18 protein-coding genes are annotated in these 21,570 nt (G+C 40.6%); 12 read left to right on the top strand and 6 right to left on the bottom strand.

What is annotated here, in order from left to right; all coding sequences use genetic code 11:
* Positions 1-16 precede the first annotated feature (16 nt).
* From AACU33_RS13000 to AACU33_RS37585, 3 genes are all read left to right on the top strand, one after another.
* On the top strand, positions 17-1,366 hold the full coding sequence (locus tag AACU33_RS13000) for a cytochrome P450 (protein WP_096588997.1): 1,350 nt from the start codon (positions 17-19) through the stop codon (positions 1,364-1,366).
* 23 nt (positions 1,367-1,389) lie between these two features.
* Entirely contained in the window at positions 1,390-1,956 is a 567-nt protein-coding gene (locus AACU33_RS12995) for a hypothetical protein (RefSeq protein ID WP_096588995.1), read from the top strand.
* 154 nt (positions 1,957-2,110) lie between these two features.
* The gene (locus AACU33_RS37585) at positions 2,111-2,533 is read left to right on the top strand and encodes a DUF3011 domain-containing protein (protein ID WP_096588993.1); all 423 of its coding nucleotides are present in this window, start codon (positions 2,111-2,113) and stop codon (positions 2,531-2,533) included.
* A gap of 47 nt (positions 2,534-2,580) precedes the next feature.
* On the opposite strand, the gene AACU33_RS12990 is transcribed toward AACU33_RS37585, so the two are convergent.
* From AACU33_RS12990 to AACU33_RS12980, 3 genes are all read right to left on the bottom strand, one after another.
* Complete coding sequence (locus AACU33_RS12990; RefSeq protein ID WP_339375976.1) at positions 2,581-2,832, bottom strand: hypothetical protein; 252 nt, start codon at positions 2,830-2,832, stop codon at positions 2,581-2,583.
* 135 nt (positions 2,833-2,967) lie between these two features.
* On the bottom strand, positions 2,968-3,864 hold the full coding sequence (locus tag AACU33_RS12985; protein WP_096588991.1) for an alpha/beta fold hydrolase: 897 nt from the start codon (positions 3,862-3,864) through the stop codon (positions 2,968-2,970).
* A gap of 191 nt (positions 3,865-4,055) precedes the next feature.
* The gene (locus tag AACU33_RS12980) at positions 4,056-5,558 is read right to left on the bottom strand and encodes a Rieske 2Fe-2S domain-containing protein (protein ID WP_096588989.1); all 1,503 of its coding nucleotides are present in this window, start codon (positions 5,556-5,558) and stop codon (positions 4,056-4,058) included.
* A gap of 548 nt (positions 5,559-6,106) precedes the next feature.
* On the opposite strand from AACU33_RS12980, the gene AACU33_RS37580 reads away from it, so the two are divergent.
* Positions 6,107-6,628: a hypothetical protein gene (locus AACU33_RS37580; RefSeq protein WP_445291754.1), complete on the top strand. Its 522-nt coding sequence runs from the start codon at positions 6,107-6,109 to the stop codon at positions 6,626-6,628.
* A 183-nt stretch (positions 6,629-6,811) separates the two neighbouring features.
* Here AACU33_RS37580 and AACU33_RS12975 read toward each other — a convergent pair whose 3' ends face one another.
* Both AACU33_RS12975 and AACU33_RS12970 read right to left on the bottom strand, forming a co-directional pair.
* Positions 6,812-7,558, bottom strand: coding sequence for an isoprenyl transferase (locus AACU33_RS12975; RefSeq protein WP_096595240.1), 747 nt, complete (start codon positions 7,556-7,558; stop codon positions 6,812-6,814).
* A gap of 241 nt (positions 7,559-7,799) precedes the next feature.
* Positions 7,800-8,717 (bottom strand): ferritin-like domain-containing protein, encoded by a 918-nt coding sequence (locus AACU33_RS12970; RefSeq protein WP_096588987.1) that lies wholly within the window; start codon positions 8,715-8,717, stop codon positions 7,800-7,802.
* Between the two features lie 286 nt (positions 8,718-9,003).
* On the opposite strand from AACU33_RS12970, the gene AACU33_RS12965 reads away from it, so the two are divergent.
* From AACU33_RS12965 to AACU33_RS12950, 4 genes are all read left to right on the top strand, one after another.
* Positions 9,004-9,909 (top strand): STM4504/CBY_0614 family protein, encoded by a 906-nt coding sequence (locus AACU33_RS12965; protein WP_096588985.1) that lies wholly within the window; start codon positions 9,004-9,006, stop codon positions 9,907-9,909.
* Positions 9,910-10,030: 121 nt separating this feature from the next.
* Positions 10,031-12,406 (top strand): NB-ARC domain-containing protein, encoded by a 2,376-nt coding sequence (locus AACU33_RS12960; RefSeq protein WP_096588983.1) that lies wholly within the window; start codon positions 10,031-10,033, stop codon positions 12,404-12,406.
* Between the two features lie 302 nt (positions 12,407-12,708).
* On the top strand, positions 12,709-13,827 hold the full coding sequence (locus tag AACU33_RS12955; RefSeq protein ID WP_096588981.1) for a sensor protein KdpD: 1,119 nt from the start codon (positions 12,709-12,711) through the stop codon (positions 13,825-13,827).
* A 106-nt stretch (positions 13,828-13,933) separates the two neighbouring features.
* Positions 13,934-14,254 (top strand): DMT family transporter, encoded by a 321-nt coding sequence (locus AACU33_RS12950; RefSeq protein ID WP_096588979.1) that lies wholly within the window; start codon positions 13,934-13,936, stop codon positions 14,252-14,254.
* Positions 14,255-14,306: 52 nt separating this feature from the next.
* Here the strand turns inward: AACU33_RS12950 and AACU33_RS12945 are convergent, their stop codons facing one another.
* The gene (locus AACU33_RS12945) at positions 14,307-16,250 is read right to left on the bottom strand and encodes an FAD-dependent oxidoreductase (protein ID WP_096588977.1); all 1,944 of its coding nucleotides are present in this window, start codon (positions 16,248-16,250) and stop codon (positions 14,307-14,309) included.
* A 362-nt stretch (positions 16,251-16,612) separates the two neighbouring features.
* Here AACU33_RS12945 and AACU33_RS12940 point away from each other — a divergent pair, with 362 nt between their 5' ends.
* The 4 genes from AACU33_RS12940 to AACU33_RS12925 all read left to right on the top strand — a co-directional run bounded on the left by AACU33_RS12940 (position 16,613) and on the right by AACU33_RS12925 (position 21,538).
* Positions 16,613-17,215, top strand: coding sequence for a TetR/AcrR family transcriptional regulator (locus AACU33_RS12940; protein ID WP_096588976.1), 603 nt, complete (start codon positions 16,613-16,615; stop codon positions 17,213-17,215).
* An 11-nt stretch (positions 17,216-17,226) separates the two neighbouring features.
* Complete coding sequence (locus tag AACU33_RS12935; protein ID WP_096588974.1) at positions 17,227-18,000, top strand: ABC transporter permease; 774 nt, start codon at positions 17,227-17,229, stop codon at positions 17,998-18,000.
* A gap of 14 nt (positions 18,001-18,014) precedes the next feature.
* On the top strand, positions 18,015-18,908 hold the full coding sequence (locus tag AACU33_RS12930; protein ID WP_096588972.1) for an ABC transporter ATP-binding protein: 894 nt from the start codon (positions 18,015-18,017) through the stop codon (positions 18,906-18,908).
* A gap of 680 nt (positions 18,909-19,588) precedes the next feature.
* Positions 19,589-21,538 (top strand): choice-of-anchor Q domain-containing protein, encoded by a 1,950-nt coding sequence (locus tag AACU33_RS12925; RefSeq protein ID WP_096588970.1) that lies wholly within the window; start codon positions 19,589-19,591, stop codon positions 21,536-21,538.
* Positions 21,539-21,570 lie beyond the last annotated feature (32 nt).

The following is a 21,570-nucleotide window of genomic DNA, read 5'->3' as shown; positions in this document are numbered from 1 at the left end:
TCCCTAATTGAAGATTATGGAACTCAAAAATAAAGTTCTCAAAGCCCACAGACGCCAGATACGGTTTTCACGTATTCTAGCCAAGGTCGGTTATAACACTGCCATTGGCAAGTTGCTGCGCTTAGGTCTCTATTATATGGATGGTTTGACCATGCTCAGGGCATGGCGAGACTTTCTCTACATCCGTAAGGACAATATCGGAGACAAATTTTTCGCAGTAGACCAAGCAATTATGCATTCCTCTCATGCGCAAGTGAGGGAACTAATGCAAGTTGAGCCGCAAGTGCGAGGAAATGATTTAGGTATTATTAGAATCCTCGCCCCAAGCTATATGCTCAATAATCCACTGAGTTTGGGAATGAATGGTAATGAACATACAGGAATTCGTGCTGTATTTTTGCAAGCTTTACCAAATCCAACCGAACAGGCAGAGTTTTTAGGGCAGTTAGTTAATAAATCTTTGTCAAAAGCTGCTATACAAGGCCAATTACATATCGGTAACGATTTGCCTAGGATGATGGTGGCAATTTTGCACGAACTTGTTTTCCAAATTTCATTATCTGAGGAAGAAATTACTGCATCGGCTGCCTATATTAAAGGTTTGGCTCTCGCATCCTTACCAAATTTTATTAGCAAATATCTACTGTCATTCAAAACATCACCAAATATTCGCCATCGCCAGCGTTTAATTGAGCGATATAAACAATCGCCAAGATGGTCATTATATCTAGCCACAGGTGCCCAATATCAGTTGAACGCACACCAAATTGCTAATAGCTTGTTCGATATGATTCATATTGCTGGTACTGCTGGCACGAGTGCGCTTTTAGGATCTGTAATTGGTGTTTTATGCTTAGATAATGCTTTAAGAAATGACGTAATTTCAGAAGTTAATGCGGTTTGGGATGGCAAGGATACTCCGAGTGGATATGCTTTAGCACAGTCAACATTGCTCAATAAGGTAATTCTAGAAACAGCCCGTCTCTATCCGCCTGTACGGTTTGTTAGCCAGCTTTCCACAGAAAGAGGTGAGGTTGAAATTGGTACACAGCGTTGTCCGTTTCAAAGGGGAACTCGCTTGCTTGGTTCTATTTTTACAGCTAATCGGGATGCTAATAGATACAAAAATCCCGATAATTTTGATTTAACGCGGGATTTTTCTGATATTTTATCTTGGAATGGTGAAGGACATGAGCGAGTTTGTCCTGGCAGAGCTTTATCAATTGGCTTAATTCAAATGTTCTGTTTGTATTTGTTCAAAAATTATCAATGGAACTCATTTACAGAAGTAAAGTGGGATTTTGAAAAAGTAACTGCTGTCACTCCGAATAATTTAGTTCTACAAGGCTTTGCTTCAAAACGGTAAGTTTTTGAGAGAGGAAAGAAGTAATGAATCAATCAATCGAGAAAAAGCAACTCGACAATATTGCAACTTGGATGCTCCAGATCGCCGAAACAAAATTACCAACACCTCTCAAAGGTGTATTTTTTATGGATGGCAATCCGCTTCCTGATACTTGCATCACAATGTACAACTTGGAGTGGGATACGCAAAACTTGAGCTTGGTTCTACCTGTCTATGGCCCTGTACAGTGGACTTTTCATGACTCGCTTCCGGGATTTCTATTGCTTGTTGGTGCCCAATTATCTCGGTTTACCTACAAAATTCAGTTTGAAGATGCAACCTTAAAGCGATCGCAAATTATACCCTTTGCGTTCGGATTGCAGATTCCTCAGTGGCTCGCAAATTTCACTATGACCCAAGATGAAAATTCTCAAAATGGAGAAACATGGCAACGCCAGAACGTTTGGTTAGGTTTTATTACTGGTTTTGGTGATTATACGCTGCGTAAAGTTGTTGATGAAGATGGTCGTTATACTCCCGCCTTCAACGATATGCTGGCTAAGGCACCAAACGAGTGTTTGGTAATTGTCAGCAACTCAAAAGATAAGTAATCATTCACAGCCAGAAGTACGCTCGCCTAAGCTGCCAGAAATTAATTTACTCACAAAAAAACATTACCCTAACATTATATTGTTAGGGTAGATTTACGGTTGCGAAATATAGATTACAATAGTAAGTAAATATTTTTTCAAAACATCTAATAATATGATTACTCGCTTTCCTGCAATTGCTGCCACCTTGGCCAGCCTCAGTTTAGGTACGCTTTTGAGCATTGCTAGCCCAGCTTCAGCCCAGCAGCAGGTTATAACCTGTGAAAGCCATGATGGTCAGCCGCATAGCTGCTCGATATCTACAAGAGGTAGAGTACGAGGAGTGCGCCTGATCAAACAATTATCTGACACCAGTTGTAGAAATAATTGGGGCTATAACAGAAATCGTATCTGGGTGAGAAATGGTTGCCGCGCTCAGTTTGTAGTTCGCGATCGCAGAAATAACAGAAACGATAGATACGATAGAAACGACAGATACGACGACAGATACGACAGAAACGACCGATACAACGACAGATACGATAGAAACGACCGATATGACGACAGATACGATAGAAACGACCGATACGACCGATAGATATTTGATCTGGCTAGAGTGATGAAAGAACTCTGAGCGATCGCCAGCTATAGTTTAGTTCCGCAATTGTGAGACTGCATCAACTGAGCTGCGGCGCGATCGATTCCCATGTCATAACACCATTCCCCATTGAGATCTAACCTGGTTGGTAGCTGAAGCACGAGATGGCGATCGTTCCTATTGCGGCGATCGCCTGATAACAAACACTCACAAAGGTAAATACAAGAAAACTCCCTTCCATTCTGCTTGTTCGCTAAAATCGATCGTAGTTTGCTCCGCCGAACAGCGAACGCTCCCAATGACTGTAATTAATTTTGCGTGATTACTTATCATCAAATGAACGTGATATAAATATTTATTGAACAGGCGATCGCTACATATAGTGCATCTCCTATTTTGAAGCTTGGTGACTGGATTTATATTTATCAGTATGATTAAAAATCGCCATATTGCAAAAACTGCAAAATATGTTGAGATGTTATTTGTGGTTGTTCTATTTGAGGAGCGTGACCACAATTTTTCAGCTTGATTAGTTGAGAATTGGCAATATCTTTCTGAAATTTTTCTGCATCTCCAGATGCCAGCATATCATCATTTTCTCCCCATAAAATTAGTGTTGGTTTATCTACTTGGGCAATTCTATTCGCCAAGTTAGTGTAACCACCAGTTTTGACATAAGAAATCATGGCATCATACCAACCAGGCATTTCTTGGTGTAGCATGGCGCACTGAATAGCCGAAAGAATTTTTGGATCTAAATTAGCTAAAGTACTGCCTATATTGAATGCCAAAATGTGGCGTTGGCGCAGGTATTCTACAGCAAAAAAGTCAAAAGGAGGAAACAAGTATTTGCTAAAGGTGGGAGCGCCAGTATAACCCAAACTATTAATCAATACTAGCGATTTCACAATTTCAGGATAGGTGAGAGTAAAGTCAATCGCAGTTGCACCTCCCATTGATGCACCTACTAGTACGATCGGTTCTTTAATTAAATTTGCCCAAAATTCGTAAAGATGAATTTTGATTGTATCTGGACTGTATTGGATTTCTTTTTGCCTTTGTGTAAAGCCAAAACCTAACAAATCTACTGCCCATGTTTCATTTTCAGCCGCAAGTAATGGCAACAGCAGCCGGAACTCTAGGATGGAACTGTCGAAGCCGTGTAGTAGCAGAATCGGTGTTCCTCCCCGGCCTTTATGAATATAAGTTGTGAGGATTGGCTGTTGGCTAAGGGGAGTTACAAGCGCAATTGTTTCTATACTAGCAACGACAGCGATCGCCTCTAAGTCTTTGATTTGATTAACTTGTGATGGAAGAAAACTAGAGAACATGATGTTTGTCAATACTTTAGAGTATATACCGCAGACTTCGAGAACTTACTTGAGACGACAGAGATAAATGGCGTTGCATATTTGCGGGATGAATTCAGACTTCTAGAAAAAGCTGAAAGTCGATTCTTTGCGCCTTTGCGCCTTTGCGTGAGATAAAAATCATCCCATCAATCAGCAACGCCACAAATCTATTAGTCATTGTGGGCGTGTTCAAACTCATAAACGTAAAATAGTCGGCTCAATTTCTTTAACAAGTATCCTACTACTGCAAATAACGTTGCGCCTGCAAATGCCCACCAGAATCCGATTGGGGGAAGAACTGTTAAAAGCGGTATCGGCAGATGATTTACAGATGCTAGGGCAGCTTTTACCGCTATAGCCCTCGCATCGATAATTACGCCTACACACAGAAAAATTGCAGCTAATCCATAAGCTAATACATAAAGGCGTTTAATATTTTTCAGTGCATCCTGACAAACAGAACAATGTTGAGTGTGAGTTGTCCAGACATCAAAAAGCTTTTGCTTGTCTAGTTCTGCTGCGGAAAGATTAGAACTCTCTCCACCAGCCCAAGGAATACTACCTCCAGCTTTTTTCTCCAACCACTGGCGAAATGTAATTACCATTTTGTCTTGAGGATTGGGTGTATAGACTGCATCCAACCATCGGTTGTTTTGCCGTTTAGCTAAAATTTTCTGTTGGTAATGGAGAAACACTAAATCTTGGTGTAAGAATAGGGATGACAAAACATGACCTAACCAAGTTGGCATTGGCAGACCAAAGATTCCTAATCCTTTGGGTATTTTCCCAGATTCATTCTTGACTAATACCTGACAGCCAATATGACGACACCATCCCGGACGAGTTGGGGTGGCATATAATGCCAGAATGAGTTTGCCACCATCAACAGATGTTGAGACAATTTTCATATGACAGGGTGGTTGAAAATCGTGTATCGCTTGCTTAATTGTGGGTGCTGTCGGTGTGATTTCAAAGGCGAACCCTTCTTGTGTAGATATCTGCTTGATGCAAGGCATATCATAGTATTTGGCATCTTTATAGCGATCGCCTACAATACCGTGGTGGGAAACGGGTACATGGGCAGGATCGGCCACATTCTCCATAAAAAAGTCCCATCCGTAGGCTAAATCTCGGATGTTCCAAAACAAATGTTTTACTTGAAGTGACTCATCCTCAAGTTCTGGAATAATTCGTGGTGTTCTCAATTGGCTTTCAAGTTGTGCTGTTTGTCCTGACTCAGCCCAAACCCACAGTAGACCTTGACGTTCTTGGGTTGGATAGCTAACAGCACAGGATTTAGGGTTGGAACAATTTGCAGAGGCTGTTTGCTCATCTTTTGACTGGGGAATACTCACACAGTTTCCCTGCGCATCAAAACGCCAAGCGTGGTATGCACATAAAAGCGTTCCATCAGACTCAACACGCCCTTCCGAAAGAGGCGCTAGTCGATGGGGACAAAAATCTTCAAAACAAGACCACTTGCCCAAATTATCTCGCCACACAACAAGATCCTTTCCTAGTAACTGGACTGCGTGTGGGCGAGATGGATCTAAGAAATCTACAACTGCTACTGGATACCACTGCTTTGTCCACTGGAATATTTCTTCGTCTTGTTGATGAAATTGTCCAATAGCGTTATCTATATCGCCTTGCAAATTATTTTTAGTAGTCATGAGTGTTTCTTTGACCTTTAACAGACGCTTCTCCTGTAAGCAGAGCATCGCTTGCTTATGTCATCGTAACGAATCCGACTTATCTTCACAATTGCAAATTGATACTGGGTTGAAATTTGCTTTTGATGTTGGTTGTAGTCCCCTTCCGGGGAAAGTTAAGAGGGATGTAGGGGCATGGCGTCCACAATTTTTTGGTATATACAGTAATCTTATCGGTGCCGTGCCCCTACGAAATATTGCATCTCAGCCTAACTGAACTTTATTGACTTAAAACCATGCCCAAAAAAATGCAAATTAGCTTTGAGTTTAAGCCCCCTTGCGGGGAAATGGTTGATGGAAACAGTTTTAGATAAACCCAGCACTGGGCTTAACGGTATGTTTCAGTCCCCTTGCGGGGAAATAGTTAATGGAAACAAAGGTGCGAAAGGCAAAAAACAGCACGAAGTGAAGTTTCAGTTCCCTTGCGGGGAAATGGTTGGTAGAAACCAACTAAAAAACGAGGTCGCCCTCGCAAGAATGCCGGTTTCAGTCCCCTTGCGGGGAAATGGTTGGTAGAAACTGTTTGGATAGGCGATCGTGAAGTGCATAGAGCTAAGTTTCAGTCCCCTTGCGGGGAAATGGTTGGTAGAAACTGCTGTGGTATTCAAGAAGGAAATTGCCAAGCAGCGAATGATTGTTTCAGTCCCCTTGCGGGGAAATGGTTGGTAGAAACTATTGTGCCAATTTTCTGTTGTAGCAGCTGCGAGAGTTTCAGTCCCCTTGCGGGGAAATGGTTGGTAGAAACGGAACATCAACCCGCCATTACTCCCGTATGCCTCAAGTTTCAGTCCCCTTGCGGGGAAATGGTTGGTAGAAACTGCTCGGTTCTGAAACTTAAGCAGAGCAAGCTTCCTGGGAAGGGTTTTCGTGAACCGAAAATTTTGGTCATTTTCAGCCGACCTTATTGCAAATTATTTGCAACTTCCCTGATTTACCAAACGCTAGAACTATTTACTTGTCAAGGTTCTGGCGATTTTCGCGAACCTCTCGGTATTTTTGCCCTCACTTCGGTTCGCGAAAAATGCGGTTAGCGAATAATCATAAGATACTCATCGGCTGATGTCGAGTTGTTTATCGTTATATTTAGTAAACTTAGCAAAAATCAATCTGAAATTATTCCTCAAGTTTGCGATCGCTCTTTTAATTGTTGATACTTTTAGGAATGATGGTGTTTGATTCCAGCCAGCGATCGCACCCAGGTAGAAACTTAGGTGTTAGGCTGAGAGTAAAGGTTTGACTTGACCGAAACGGCGATCGCGTTTTTGGTAACTCAACAAAGCCTGATGAAATGCTTCTCGATCGAAATCAGGCCAGAGAATATCAGTAAAGTACATCTCTGTATACGCCATTTGCCACAACAAAAAATTACTCAAGCGCATCTCTCCACTAGTACGAATTAGTAAATCTGGTGCTGGAGTATCTGCTGTGTAGAGATGTTTTTCTACCAGGCTTTCATCGATTGCTTCTGCACTGAGTTGACCTTGTTGTACCAGTTGCGCTAGTTGACGACAAGCTTTTGTGATTTCGTTGCGGCTACCGTAGTTGACAGCAACAGTAAAGTGAATTGCTTGATTATTCAATGTTTCAATCATTGAACGTTCCACTTCCGTTTGCAGAGATGGGGGTAAAGCTGACAAATCGCCAATAAAGGAAATTCTCACTCCTTCTTGGTGCATTTGGGCTAACTCACGGCGTAATAATCGCTCAAATAAGTGCATGAGAAAGTCTACTTCTTCAATGGGACGCTGCCAATTTTCAGTAGAAAATGCGTAGGCGGTGAGGGCTTTGATTCCCCAATCTTTGCAGCAGCGTAATAGTTGTTTGAGGGTGCTAGCGCCCTGGCGATGTCCGGCGATGCGTGGTAGTCCTCGGCTAGTTGCCCATCTACCGTTACCATCCATGATTACGGCTATGTGTTGGGGAATTTTTTCGGGGTTGAGGTCTGGGGGTAGGGGGTTCATGAGATTTTTGGTGTTGATGAGGAAATTTACTAAAGGCTCACGCAGAGCGCGGAGGCGCAGAGAGAGTGTAATATCATGTCTGTTCAAATAACCGTCATTGCGACCGTTCGCTGTTCGGCGGAGCCGTTCCCGAAGGGTAAGCGTTCCCGCAGGGTAGGGAAGCAATCCCAAAAACCTTGCGATTGCGTCGTTTCACTTCGTTCCACTCGCAATGACATTGCCGAACATCATAATAAGAGGGTTATCGGGTTTCTAGTAGATTGTTGAGATACTCTGGTGTGAGGCTGTTGTGCCATGTCCAGAGGCGGTGCATGGTGTGGGTGAAGGTGTATAGTAGGGTGGCTTTGTTGGTGAAAGTCCAAGCATTCCAGTTGAGTGTCGCCATCATCCGGCGTAGGGTACGGATGAGGTTGTTACGTTGATAGGTTTGGGAACGGGTTTTGATGAGGGTTTTTCCTACTCGTATCAGTCCGGTATCGGGGAAAGCCCAGACTCCAAAGCCCCAGAATTTAGTCATGTGGTTGATTTCGTCTTTTGCGAGTTCTTCAAGAACATCTTGAAGTGCGTCGGTTGTGTGCGCCATCAGCCACAGATAAAGACAGGTTGCACCATATTCTGTGGCGACGCGATGCAAGCCGTGGCGATATAGATCTTCTTGGGGGTCATCTGTAGGGATGTAGCCTCTGACGATGCGGTGTTTGGGGGTAATTTTTTCCCCTGTTAATTGGGTGTAAACCTTCATTAATGCGGGTGTATGCTGGCGTTCTTCTTTTTCCCACAAGCCAATTTCTTGGAGTTCGCCGCCTTCACTGACTGTTCCACCGACAAACCGCGCCATGTGCGGATGTAATTTCTCTAAATACTGGCGGCTGGTTTGGGTGTAAGCTCGAATCGGGGCTTCTGTATCCATTGCACCGATTAAAATGGATAAAAATACTTCTGGGTTTATGCCGATAATTTGATTGCGGTTAATAGCTTGCCAATCAATAGGTTTCCAGGGACGCGGTTGAGGATTGCTAAATTGTAAGGGTAAATCTTGCAAGCGATCGCGGAGTTTTTCATCTGCAAGATAGTTATCTATTAGAGAGTGAATTCGACGCTGTATTTGCCAGCTTTGCGCGCCCGATGTTTCTATCTGTGGGCTGGCGGTATTAAGCATAGTTTTTTATACTTTAACTCTATGCCCAATAGCCTAAGCGATCGCACTTTCTGTTGTCAGTCGGCTGAAGTCGGCAATTTTATTTTGCGTGGTTACAAAAGTTGGTAAAAAGGTAGGTAACAAATGCATAGATTATATCTGAGACAGGATTTAATCACCATAGTATGCAAACCTTTGACATTATTATATAGTGAAAGCTGCTCTTATATATTTAGTCTCAAGCTCCTAAACACAATATTTTTAGCTGTGGTGTAGTATATATGTAGTGTTTATGGATTTATAAAATATGAAGGTCTACGACATATTCTCAAAACGTCAAAAAAGACTCAGAGGAGAATTCCCTGATGTTTATCAGTATGTTGATATTCCTCAACCGCTTCGTGTACAGATTTTCTATATTCTTAATGATGTTATTGCCGCACCCATAGATTTACACTTTATGAAGGGTTTTAGCGAAATTTATAGTAGATTATATCGTGAATATGGTAAGTTACAGCAAGCGATAGTAGGTAAAGATATCATTAATCTGTTTTTATTTAATACTCAAGTAACAGAACATATTTTAGATTTTATAGAGTTAAGCTTCCAATTGATTGACACAACATATAGAAGAAGTATTACTGTAAATGAAAATTTTTCAAAAATTACAGCTGATGAAGCAATTGCAGAATTAAACTTTAGATTTAGAGAACACGGTGTAGGCTATCAGTATGAGTCAGGTAAAATGATAAGGGTTGATTCTCAAATTATTCATACTGAAGCTGTCAAGCCAGTTTTACACTTATTAAGTGATACCAGATTTCAAGGAGCAAATGAGGAATTTTTGAAAGCACATGAACACTACAGACATGGACGCTATAAAGAATGTCTTGTTGAATGCCTAAAAGCTTTCGAGAGTACTATGAAAACTATCTTTGATTCTCAAGGCTGGAGCTATCAATCTACAGACACAGCAAAAAAGCTGATTGATATTTGCTTTCAAAATAATCTAATTCCAGCATACTTACAAACTCAGTTTACCTCTCTCAGATCGAATCTTGAAAGCGGAATTCCTACTATAAGAAATAAAAATGCGGGTCATGGGCAAGGTTCTCAGTTAATTACTATTCCACAACACTTTGCTGCTTATCAACTTCATATGACGGCAAGTACCATTTTATTTTTGCTGGAAGCAGAGAGGACACTACCTTAATAAACCAAAGTCAAAAAAGTCGGGAAAAAAGTCGGATTCACAAAATCTTATCCGAAAATTGGGCAGGGGAATTGTAGATTAATCTATAGTTCTCATATTTAACTACCCTCATCGTTACATAATGGACGCTGAAGCAGCATTAGCATGGTTGGATACCATAATTCCTGCTCAGACCGGGGAACGGTTGAGCGATTTGCAAAAAGTTATTCTTCAGCAGGTTTGGTTGGGTAGAAAATACTTGGATATCGCCCATGCTTACGGTTGTACGGAAGGACACGTTAAGGATGTTGGTTCGCAGTTATGGAAGTTGTTGTCTCAGGTATTACGAGAGAAGGTTACTAAAAGTAATTGTCGCGCTACTTTAGAACGAATTCTGAGAAAAGCTGCGGCTATCTCCAGCCAGATCGATCGCTCACAACCGCCCCAAGTTTCCATTATTAAACCAGAGGATAGCAATTTTTTGGGTAGAGAAGATGCGATCGCTCACCTAACTTCCTTAGTAAATCAAGGGTCGAAAGTAATTGTTATCCAAGGTGAGGGTGGTTTAGGTAAAACTACTCTAGCGCAGCAATATCTGCAAACTCAGGGTTTTGAGTTGGTTTTAGAATTGTTGATGGCGAAGGAAACCCACAACATCACCTCAGCGCAACGGGTGGTAGAAGAATGGCTCAAACAAGACTTTGGTGAAGAACCGGGGGTAGAATTTGGGGTAACGTTGGGACGACTCAAGCGCCTACTCCATCAGCGGCGAATTGGGGTGTTAATTGACAATCTGGAACCTGCTTTAGATGGAAAAGGAAAGTTAATTCCTCCGCACCGCAACTATCTAGAACTGTTGCGGATTTTAGCTGATGTTAGAGTACAATCTGTAACGCTGATTACCAGTCGCGATCGCTTGTGCGAACCAGAGTTGAACGTGCATCATTATCGGCTTCCAGGTTTAGATGGAAGCGCATGGCTGAAGTTTTTTCGCAACCAGGGATTAACTGTTAACCTTCCTAGCTTGCAACAAATACATCATACCTATGGCGGTAATGCTAAAGCGATGGGTATTCTCTGCGGTGCGATGCAAGCAGATTTTGGCGGTGATATGGCGCTTTATTGGCAACAAAATCATAGCGATCCTTTAGCCGCAACAGATTTAAAAAATTTAGCGGTTAGTCAAATTAATCGTCTGCAAGCCCTCGACCCTCAAGCCTATCATCTACTTTGCCGTTTAGGTTGTTATCGTTACCAAGATATACCCACCATTCCGATTCAAGGAATATTTTGTTTATTGTGGGATGTTCCACCTGCCGAACATCTGCAAATTATAGCTTCTCTGAGAAATCGCTCTTTAGTAGAGTGCGATCGCGGTGAATATTGGCTGCATCCGGTAATTCAAGCCGAAGCGATCGCGCGTTTACGCCTGAGTGATGAGTGGCAAATTACTAACCATAAAGCCGCAGAATTTTGGACAGCTAGCGTTACCCAAATTGCCACCTTTAAAGATGCTTTGCAAGCTCTAGAATCCTATTATCATTACATAGAAATTAATGAATTTGAGTTAGCAGGTAAAGTTCTGCTCAAGAGTCGTCATAATCAATGGCAGCAGTTTTTACCTCTTGGTAGTACTCTGTATCGCATGGGTTTAATTCAGCCTATACTTACAGCAATTAATCATATATTAACTCATATTGAAGCTGAACAAAATATTATCGAGTTATACAATATTTTAGGCGATCTATATTGGATAACAGGTGATATCGATCGGGCGCTAAATTGCCAAGAAAACACTATAAATCTAGCTAAACAAGCACTTAAATCACTTGTCCCTCAGTCAGAGAATAAACATAAAGTTTACTATCTGAGAATGTTAGAAGTAGATTCCCTCTTAAGCATTGGTCTTTACAAAATAGATTTGTGGGAACTAGAAGCAGCCTTTGAGTTATTTCAACAAGTAATTTACCTTGCTCAAAATACTGCTCATCATCGCTGGGCAGAAAAAGCTTCTGTATGTTTAGCTTTAGTTAATTCCTATTTAGGCTTATACGATGCTGCCCATGAGTTAGCCAATGCAGCCTATGAACATCTTAAAAATGAACAATCGATCGAGACTGGCAGCTTTGCTTATTTTATGCAAATTCTAGGTCAAACCTATGTCAATTTAGGCGATTTGTCTAAGGCTAATCAAATATTTCATCAAGTATTGAATTTTGCCGAAGCTAGCCATTATATGCAGGTTAAAGCCAAAACTCTAAATGGTTTAGCAGAAATTTATCGTCAACAAGCAGATTATCAATTAGCCCTGGCTCATCATACAGAAGCAATCGAGCTTTTGGATAAAATAGGAGCTAAATGCGACTTAGCAGAAGCTTATTTTCAATTAGGATTGACTTATCAAAAATTGGACAAAGCTGGTGAAAGCCAAATGTATTTTCATCAAGCAATGCAGTTGTTCGCAGAAATAAAAGCTCCAAAACAAGTTGCGAAAATTTCTATACTTACTAGGGTTTAAAATAACCTAGAGTAGTATTTTTAGGGTGGGTAACGCCCACCGCCACTTAGTTGCTACAACGCAGTGGCTTGCCTATGTATTATTTCTTTAACCTTCTGTCGCATTATTTTTTTAAATTCGTATAACCCAGAGTATAATTTCTTTGCTTAACAAAAAAAAGCGATCGCTTGTTATTATCTCTGCAAAAGAATAGCATACCGATCCATTTGCCTAAGTGGACTATGCGTTTAAGTGCAACACATTGAGCAGCATTAGACTTTTTTCGAGGATAATCTTAATCAACCCAGATTAATCTACCATTTATGCTCAATAATTCTACAAGCTCGCCTGACAATTCTTACATTCGTCCTTACCGACGCGGAAAACATAAAATTTTCATTGGGATGGCTCCTGGCGTCGGCAAAACTTACAAAATGTTAGAAGAAGCACATCAACTAAAACAAGATGGTATTGATGTTGTAATTGGTATCTTGGAAACTCATGGACGCAAAGAAACAGCCCAAAAAGCTACAGGTTTGGAGGTGATTCCTAGAAAAACCAGTAGCAGAGAAAATGTGACTTTAGAAGAAATGGATACGGATGCAATTCTCTTGCGTTCTCCTCAACTTGTATTGGTTGATGAACTCGCTCATACTAATGTACCTGGTTCTCCACGCGAAAAGCGCTACCAAGATGTAGAAGCGATTTTAGCCGCAGGAATTGATGTTTACTCGACTGTCAACATTCAACATTTAGAAAGTTTGAACGACTTAGTTGCAAGAATTACAGGCGTTGTCGTGCGAGAACGAATTCCAGATCGCTTGCTTGACGAAGCTGATGCGGTTGTGGTGATTGATGTGACGCCAGAAACCCTAGAAGAACGCCTGCTAGAAGGTAAAATTTACGCCCCTGAAAAAATTTCTCAATCGTTAGACAACTTTTTTCAGCGTCGCAATTTAATTGCTTTGCGAGAACTGGCTTTACGAGAAGTAGCAGATACAGTTGAAGAAGCTAACACTTCTACTTTAGAAGGACAGAACTGTAATATTCACGAGCGAGTTTTAGTTTGCGTGTCTACCTATCCTAATTCTGTGCAATTACTCCGTCGGGGAGCGAGAATTGCTAATTACATGAATGCGCGACTTTATGCGATTTTTGTTGCAGATCCCGAACGATTCCTCACCAAACAAGAAAGTTTACATATTCATACCTGCGAGAAATTATGTAAAGAATTTAGTGGCGAGTTTTTACACGTCAAAAGTCACAACGTCGCCCAAGAAATTGCTCAAGTTGCAGCTAAATATCATATCACTCAAATTGTCATTGGTGAAAGCCAGCAGCCTCGATGGAAAAGATGGTTTAAACTTTCTTTTACCCAACGCTTGATGGAGCTAATTAGATATCAAAATATTGATTTACACATCATCGCTACTGACAAATAGTTTTTTAATAATCTCAATAGTTTTGATGTGTTGTTTACAACATTTATAATTATCATTCCTATGATGTAATAAGACATAACTTAATACCCTATTATCCAAAACTAAAATGCTAATCAGTTGGATTTACCTTGTTGCAGCAGTTTTGTTTGAAGTTATCGGTACAACTTGTATGAAGTTGTCGCAAGGGTTTACTAAAGTTACTCCTTCAATATTAGTATTTACATCTTATGGGCTGTGTCTAACTTTTCTCACACTTTCGCTCAAAAAAATTGAAGTCAGTGTTGCTTATTCTTTTTGGGCTGGTTTGGGGACTACACTCATTGCACTCATTGGAATTTTTTGGTTTCGAGAATCTATGAGTAGCGTTAAATTCATATCTATCATATTGATAGTTATTGGCGTGATTGGTTTAAATTCAGGTAAGTAGGTAGCGTGAATTTATATCCCCGACTTCTTAAAGAAGTCAGGGATCTAAGCATTTAAATTTGTAATAATCCCTCTGGATTTACAGATAAAAGCGATCGCCTCTGCAAACCCTCACGCGATAAAATCTCATTGGCTGCTAATAAACCGCTACTTACAGCCCTTTCCATTAACCCACAAGGGAAAGGCATTTTTACCCAATCTCCAGCAAAAATTACATTAGCAATACTGGTGCTAGTTTCTGGACGTTCTGCATAACTATTTGGTGGATAGCCAGAAAAGTTATGTTGATTTACCAATTCTCGATGCAATACCTTTGCTTGCTTTAATTCTGGGACTATTTCGTATAGTTCCTGCTCAAAAGTATTTAACAAAGCTTCCTGGTTGGGAAATTCTTTTTCTTTATAGCAGTAAGCGTGTAATTCTACTACGCTACCACCTGTACGATTTGCCCAGTCAATAAATTGTTCTTGAATGCGATGATACAGGGTAATACTATCAGTTAGCTGGTAGCCAGATAAGGAAGTAAAATTACTTTGTTCCCACTGAAAATCACGGTTAAACCAAAAACGACACACAGCAAAAGGATCGGCGATGCTTAATTTTTCCACTTGCGATCGCACTTTTTTATCGACATCGCCATTAATCCGCTTAAATAGTTGCTGTACTCCCGGTACATCAGTAGCAAATACATAATAATCGGCTGCGATTGCTTGTGGTGATGACGATTCTGGATTAGCTGCTACTAATTGTAATTCTTCATCTTGCCTTGCTACTATTTTAAACTTAGTTAAATCTCGCTGTGCTGGCCCTTTTAAAACTTTTCCATCAGCAGTAAAAACTGCACCATGACAAGGACAATGAAACTTACCATCCTCTGCTTTTTTAACAGTACAACCTTGATGGGTGCAGGTAAGCGAAATTGCTTCTTTACTTCCCTTAGGTGCAGCAAATACTTCATCAGCTGCTCCAAAATATTCTATCTTTTCATCTGCAACAACTGAGTTACGCTTAACCGAAAAAGGTACAACATTATTGTTATTATTACCATCAAAATATTTTAAGGAATTAATTTTACCTTGGACAGCAGAAATTTCACTTACTGTTGCATCTGTAATAATTTTACCGCCGTTACTCAAAATTGTCTGAGCTATGGGTTGGACTAAACTAGTTCCCATATCGTCTTTTGTACCATTAAAAGCTAATCCTTCAGGATTGCCAAAAAAATAAAAGTGGAAGAATTGCATGAGTTCTCCCACACTCATCAAATCTGGTGCATTCAAACTAGATTTAGCAAAAGGGAGAAAATATAAATCATATAAACCTTGGGGAAATTCTGTGGCTACCCAATCAGCCACAGAAATATTATCAAAGCGTCGATAATTTCTTTCGCGCTGAAATCCAGTAATCGCCTGAAATACTTGTAAGTGCTTTAAATTAATGAGATTAATTCCCCATTGGAAGCGATTGGGAGAAGCGATCGCTAAATCTATAATATTCCAAGGAAAGGCTGAACGGCTAGGACGAAATACCTCTGGTTGATATTTGCGATCGCGATACACAACCGAATAAAAATTTAAAGATTGGAAATGCTCGTTTATCCCTAATTCTGTAACTAAACCATTCAAATTATAGTATTGGGGAAAAAAGCCATGAAACCCATGCTCCATCATGAAAGTTTCACCAACGGCTTCAACTTGCCAACTAGCAATTTTACCACCAAGTTGAGGGGACTTTTCTAAAAGTGTCACAGCAAATCCCCGTTGACTCAATTCGTATGCACAGGCTAAACCCGCTAATCCAGCCCCAATCACTACCACACTTTTACCTTGATTTAGCATCCTTGGTAGTTGTAGAGTGTCTCTTTGAAAAACCGTTGGTTTTGGCTTACTGAAACGAGAGTATCCAGTTACTCCAGCGATACTACCAATACCGAACCACTTCAGCAGCGTGCGGCGGGATATAGTAGATGATTCTGGTGAATTTGATAATTGACTCATTGGTTACAAAATTAACTCTTGATGATGAATTACTGGCGGGAAATCGGGGCTATAAGTTAGCCAATTTTTCGGAGTATTTTTGCCATTTCAGTGTTAATCTTCAGCCGATTCATTTTTGGACAATGAAATAATCTGCCCTCAAAATTGCTCGTTCGGGCTATTTATGCATAGACGATAAATCTTTAGAATTGGATTCAAAAATTAGCAGATTATTTGACAAAATAAATGTCAAAATCATATTGAACGCATTTCTGGTTAAGGAAATTCTTGACTTCAGATTTCATACTTCACACTTCATCCTTCAGATGACAGTGTAATATAATATTTAAAAGTTGACTACTAAACGTTAGGTAGGTTTGAGAGTGCCAGACGATCGCAACTCTCCAAAACAAGTCCCATCTAGTGGCAGAGAACGCATTCTTGATGAAGCAGAACAGTTATTTCGCGCGCGTGGCTATAATTCGGTAGCCATGAGGGATATTGCTCAAGCAGTGGGAATCCGACAGGCTTCTTTGTACTATCATTTTCCCAGCAAAGAGCAACTTTTTGTCGCCGTGACCGAGCGAATGTTTGAACGCCATCGCCTCGGTATACAGCAAGCTATTGGCGAACACGAGGATAATTTGCGATCGCAACTATCTGCAATCGGTGCGTGGTTTATCTCTCAACCTACCATCCACTTTTTGAGCATGGTACACACAGATATGCCTTTATTAGATGAGGAAAATACTGCGAGATTATCAGCTTGCTCTACCAAATGCATTTTTGAGCCTATTTGTCAAATTTTTGCTCAAGCACAACAGCGAGGAGAAATTCGTACTGTACGTCCCCAATTGCTAGCTGGATTCTTTTTGTCGGTGATGGAGAGTCTTCCCCTCGCCGCTACCTTAGCCGATGCTGTACCGAAACAAACTATTGTGAATGAAATGATTTCTGTTTTATTAGATGGATTGAAACTCCAGTGAGTTAGAGAAATATGAAATATTTGCGTGAAATTATAGCAGTAAGCCAGCGCATTTTAATTGAGCTATTGCGCCGTAGACGCAGCTTAATTTTCTGGAGTATTTTTCCGATTTCAGTATTAATTATCAGTGGATTTATTTTAGCAGAACGGGCACAACTACCACTTACATCTGCTTTTGCATATGCTGCTCCTTCAAGTTTAGTAGGTGCAGCAATGTTTTTTAGTTGTTTGGGTGGAAGTGTCGCCACTGTCGTTGCAGAAAGAGAACAGCAAACTCTCAAACGTTTGTTTCTTTCTCCTTTAAGCGGTACTTCTTATTTTTTGGGAATTTTTTTAGCTCATAGTTGCATTGGTTTGGGACAAACATTATTAATTTATACTGTTGCGGCTTTTTGGGGTGCTACTTTCAAGGGTTCTATTTTATTAGGATTGATAATTATTTTAATGACTATTATTGCTTATGTAGGTTTAGGTTTTATTTTAGGAACCCAATTAGCTCGGAGAATTGAAGATGTCAACGCTTTAGTAGCAGCATTTGGCGTACCTTTATTAATTTTAGGTGGAGCATTTTTACCCGCTACGCTGTTTCCTCCTACCTTAATTAATATAGCCAAATTTAATCCGATTTATCACATGAATGAATCGCTTGTAGCCGTTTCAGCTAAGGGTGAAGGAATTGCTGATATTTCCTCACACTTCTGGTTTTTATTAATTTTTTCTATAGCAATGTTTGGATGTGGATGGTTCGCTTATCGGCGGATGTTAATAGTTGAGAGAAGATTATAAAATCCTCAAAAAATATGCTTACAATTAAAAACTTAAATAAATCCTATAGAAAAAGACAAGTTCTCCAAAATTTGAACTTGCATATAGCTTCAGGAGAAATTTATGGCTTAATTGGCGCAAATGGAGCAGGTAAGACCACTACAATTAATATTATTTGTAATTTGCTCAAGGCTGACAGTGGTGATATTCAAATCAATCATCAACCAGTTTCAGAATCTACGAAAAAACTGATTGGTGTCGCACCCCAAGAAAATATCCTTTATAAAACTCTATCTTGTGAAGAAAATCTGAAATTCTTCGCAGATATTTATGGATTAAACCGCAAAGAACGCCAAAGAATGATCGCAGAAACTTTAGTAGCTGTAAACTTAATAGATAGAGCAAAACATCCCGTAGAGACGCTTAGTGGAGGAATGCAGAGGCGGTTAAATATTGCAGTAGCTTTAGTGCATCAGCCACAGCTAGTAATACTAGACGAACCAACGACGGGTTTAGATATTGAGGCGAGATACGAAATTTGGGAGTTGATTCGTCAACTAAAAAATCAAGGAATTACAGTTTTGCTCACAACTCATTTACTAGACGAAGCAGAACGCCTTTGCCAAAGAATTGGTATTCTCAAAAACGGCCATATCTTGGCTGAAGGTAGTTTAGCAGAATTGCGCAGATTAATTCCAGCCCAAGAAGTTATTTTAGTGCAAACTGAGTTTGAAGAGCAAGCGATCGCCAGAGCCAAAGAATATGGTTTTGCTCATAGGCGTTATGGTAGCGACTTGGCCTTTTGGTTGCCAGAGCCTTTGGAATTAAAAGAAATTATTGCACGGTTTGAGGGTATAGCGATTAACTCAATTGCCCGTCAACCTGTACGTTTAGAGCATATTTATGTGGAACTAATGCATCACCATTAGCAATATCTGAGAATCATAGAAAATAGGGAGATTTTGGAGAATTCTTGTTGTTTATCGTCCTCAAGCTCTATCATATCTACGCTCCACTTTGCGTTAATATTCGTTTAAGCACAAGGTAGCGGTTACATCTGGAATTGTGCTCATAACAATTATTTTTCCCATTATCAATTGCGGAATTATGGACATTGAGCTAGCTTTAAAGCCTCTCAGCAACTCATGCTTGAGCTTGCTGTTTTTAGCTTGTCAATATGAAATTGGCTGAATTAAATTTGGATAATTTTTTGATAAAGGTTGCATAAAGATGACAAATTGTGTAACATCGTCTAAGTAAATTTGTCCGGACAAAAAATATTGACGTTAAGTTACCGATGTAACTTACATCTCAGTAAATTTGTCATGGCGAGAAAAGTTTGGGTGAAGTTATAAAGTGTGCATTGACCGAATTGTGTTGATTTAACCAAGTCAACACAGAGCTAAACTTTTACATCTATATCTCAGGGAATAATTGGCAATATTAGCGGATATTCTGCAAATTTCGGCTGATATTTCCAACTATTCTCAGTTCACAATTTAGCTCAGAAAATCATCATAGCAGGGTGCTCTGAATCCCATCATCTCGACTGCTTGTGTATGCAAAAAGTCGAGACTTGACAAAGTTGTTATTCAAGGGAATTCAAAGCATGACTATTATTAACGTGACTACGACTGCCGATAGCGGAGCAGGTTCCTTACGAAATGCGATCGCCTCTGCAAAAGCAGGAGACACAATTAAATTTGCCTCAAACCTTACCAATCAAGTCATTAGACTCACCAGCGGGCAAATTAACATTACAAAGAATCTGACAATTGATGGCACAGGAGCAGCTAATTTAAAGATTAGCGGCAACAACACAGGTCGCGTATTTCAGGTCTGGAGAAATGTTGATGCAACAGTCCGAAACCTCACCATTGCCGATGGTTACACCACGGGAAGAGGCGGAGCTATCGAAGTTATTGACTATGCCACTATCAGAGTTGAAAACTGTCGATTTAGCAACAATCGCGGTGGCGTCGCTGGAGCAATTCACATTGGCTATGGTAGCAAAGGCACAGTACTAAACAGCAGCTTTGACAGTAACGATGGTACTTTAGCAAAATCTGGTTTTAGTAGTGGCGCGATCGCCACCTATGGTTCTGGTGAACTAACTGTCAAAAACAGCCAATTCACCAATAACAAAGGAATGTGTGGTGGTGCTATTTATAGCCTGCTAGGTGGTTTGACTGTAGAAAACTCAGCCTTCCGCAATAACAGTTCACAAAGTAGTGGTGGTGCAATCTTTACTGATGGAGCCAACCTAGTAGGGGGTGCTTCTACTGTCGGAGGTACAATCGCCATTCGTGGAAGTCGGTTTGAAGGAAATAGTACTAAAGGGGAAGGTGGCGCACTATTTCTCTATGGTTACGGCCCAGACAAGATCCTTCTGGAAAACAGTACTGTTGTTGGTAATACAGCTAGCAAGAACGATCAAGGTATTGGGCGAGGGGGCGCATTGCGAGGTAATAGCGCTCTGACAATTCGCAACGTCACTTTTGCTAACAATACAGCTGACGTCCAAGGCGGAGCTTTGTGGATAGATGGTGGCTCAACAAAGAATATCATCAATAGCACCTTTTCAGGGAATAAGGCAAGGAGTGATGCTGGTGGGGCAATGTTTCTCAATGTCGGCAAATCCAACCCTGTTAATATCGTCAATTCCACTATCGCTAATAACTTTGCTGGACGGGCTTGTGGGGCAATTTGGATGGCCAGTCCAGAAGCAGCTGTCACCCTCACCAACTCCATTGTTGCCAAAAATACTTCTAATGACGTATCACAACAACAAGTTGTGTTTCAACTAAAAGATGGGGGTAGTAACATTGAATATCCGGCTCCAGCGGCCGGAAACCGAGTTGTAGCAGGGAGCCGGATTGTTGACCCTCTTCTTGGCCCCTTACAAACAATTGGTGGTTCTTTAGTACATCCGCTTCTAGCAAATAGCCCGGCTATCAATACAGGTAAAACAGGTAGTGGTATACCTACTATTGATGAGCGCGGGATGCTAAGAGATGCCAGACCAGATGTGGGAGCCTTCGAGATATCCAGCCAGTTGAGTACAACAGGTATTAATACTATTATTTCAGGGCCGAACATCGTGCGCGGTACTCAATGGAACGACAACATTCAAGGCATTGCTACTAGCAACATTCTCAAAGGTGGCGATGGTAACGATACCATGCGTGGTGGTGATAGTAACGACATCATTCACGGTGGTGAAGGTGACGATGTTTTGATCGGTGGTAAAGGTAGCGATGTCTTGCTTGGGGTAGGAGGTAAAGACCGATTTGTGTATGAAAGCTTTGCAGATCGAGGCGATTTTCTGCAATATTTTGACTCTGGACAAGATAGGATTGACCTCAGCAAAATTATCGATGGCAGCAAGTTTATGAGTTCTAATCCTTTTAGGGATTATGTAAAAATATCACAGTCTGGTTCTAATAGCGTTGTGAGCATTAACCCAAATGGTGATGCCAGCCCCAATCAATATCAGCAATTGTTAACAATAGGTAATCTTAGCAGCAGCAGTCTAACTGCCAGTAATTTCATTCTTTAGAATCTGGTTGCAATCTTTAATAAAGTAGCACT

It is taken from the genome of Calothrix sp. NIES-2098 (assembly GCF_963875125.1).
Classification (GTDB): domain Bacteria; phylum Cyanobacteriota; class Cyanobacteriia; order Cyanobacteriales; family Nostocaceae; genus Aulosira.
Note: the sequence above shows the minus strand (reverse complement) of the source record. Positions and strands in the feature narration are given on the sequence as shown.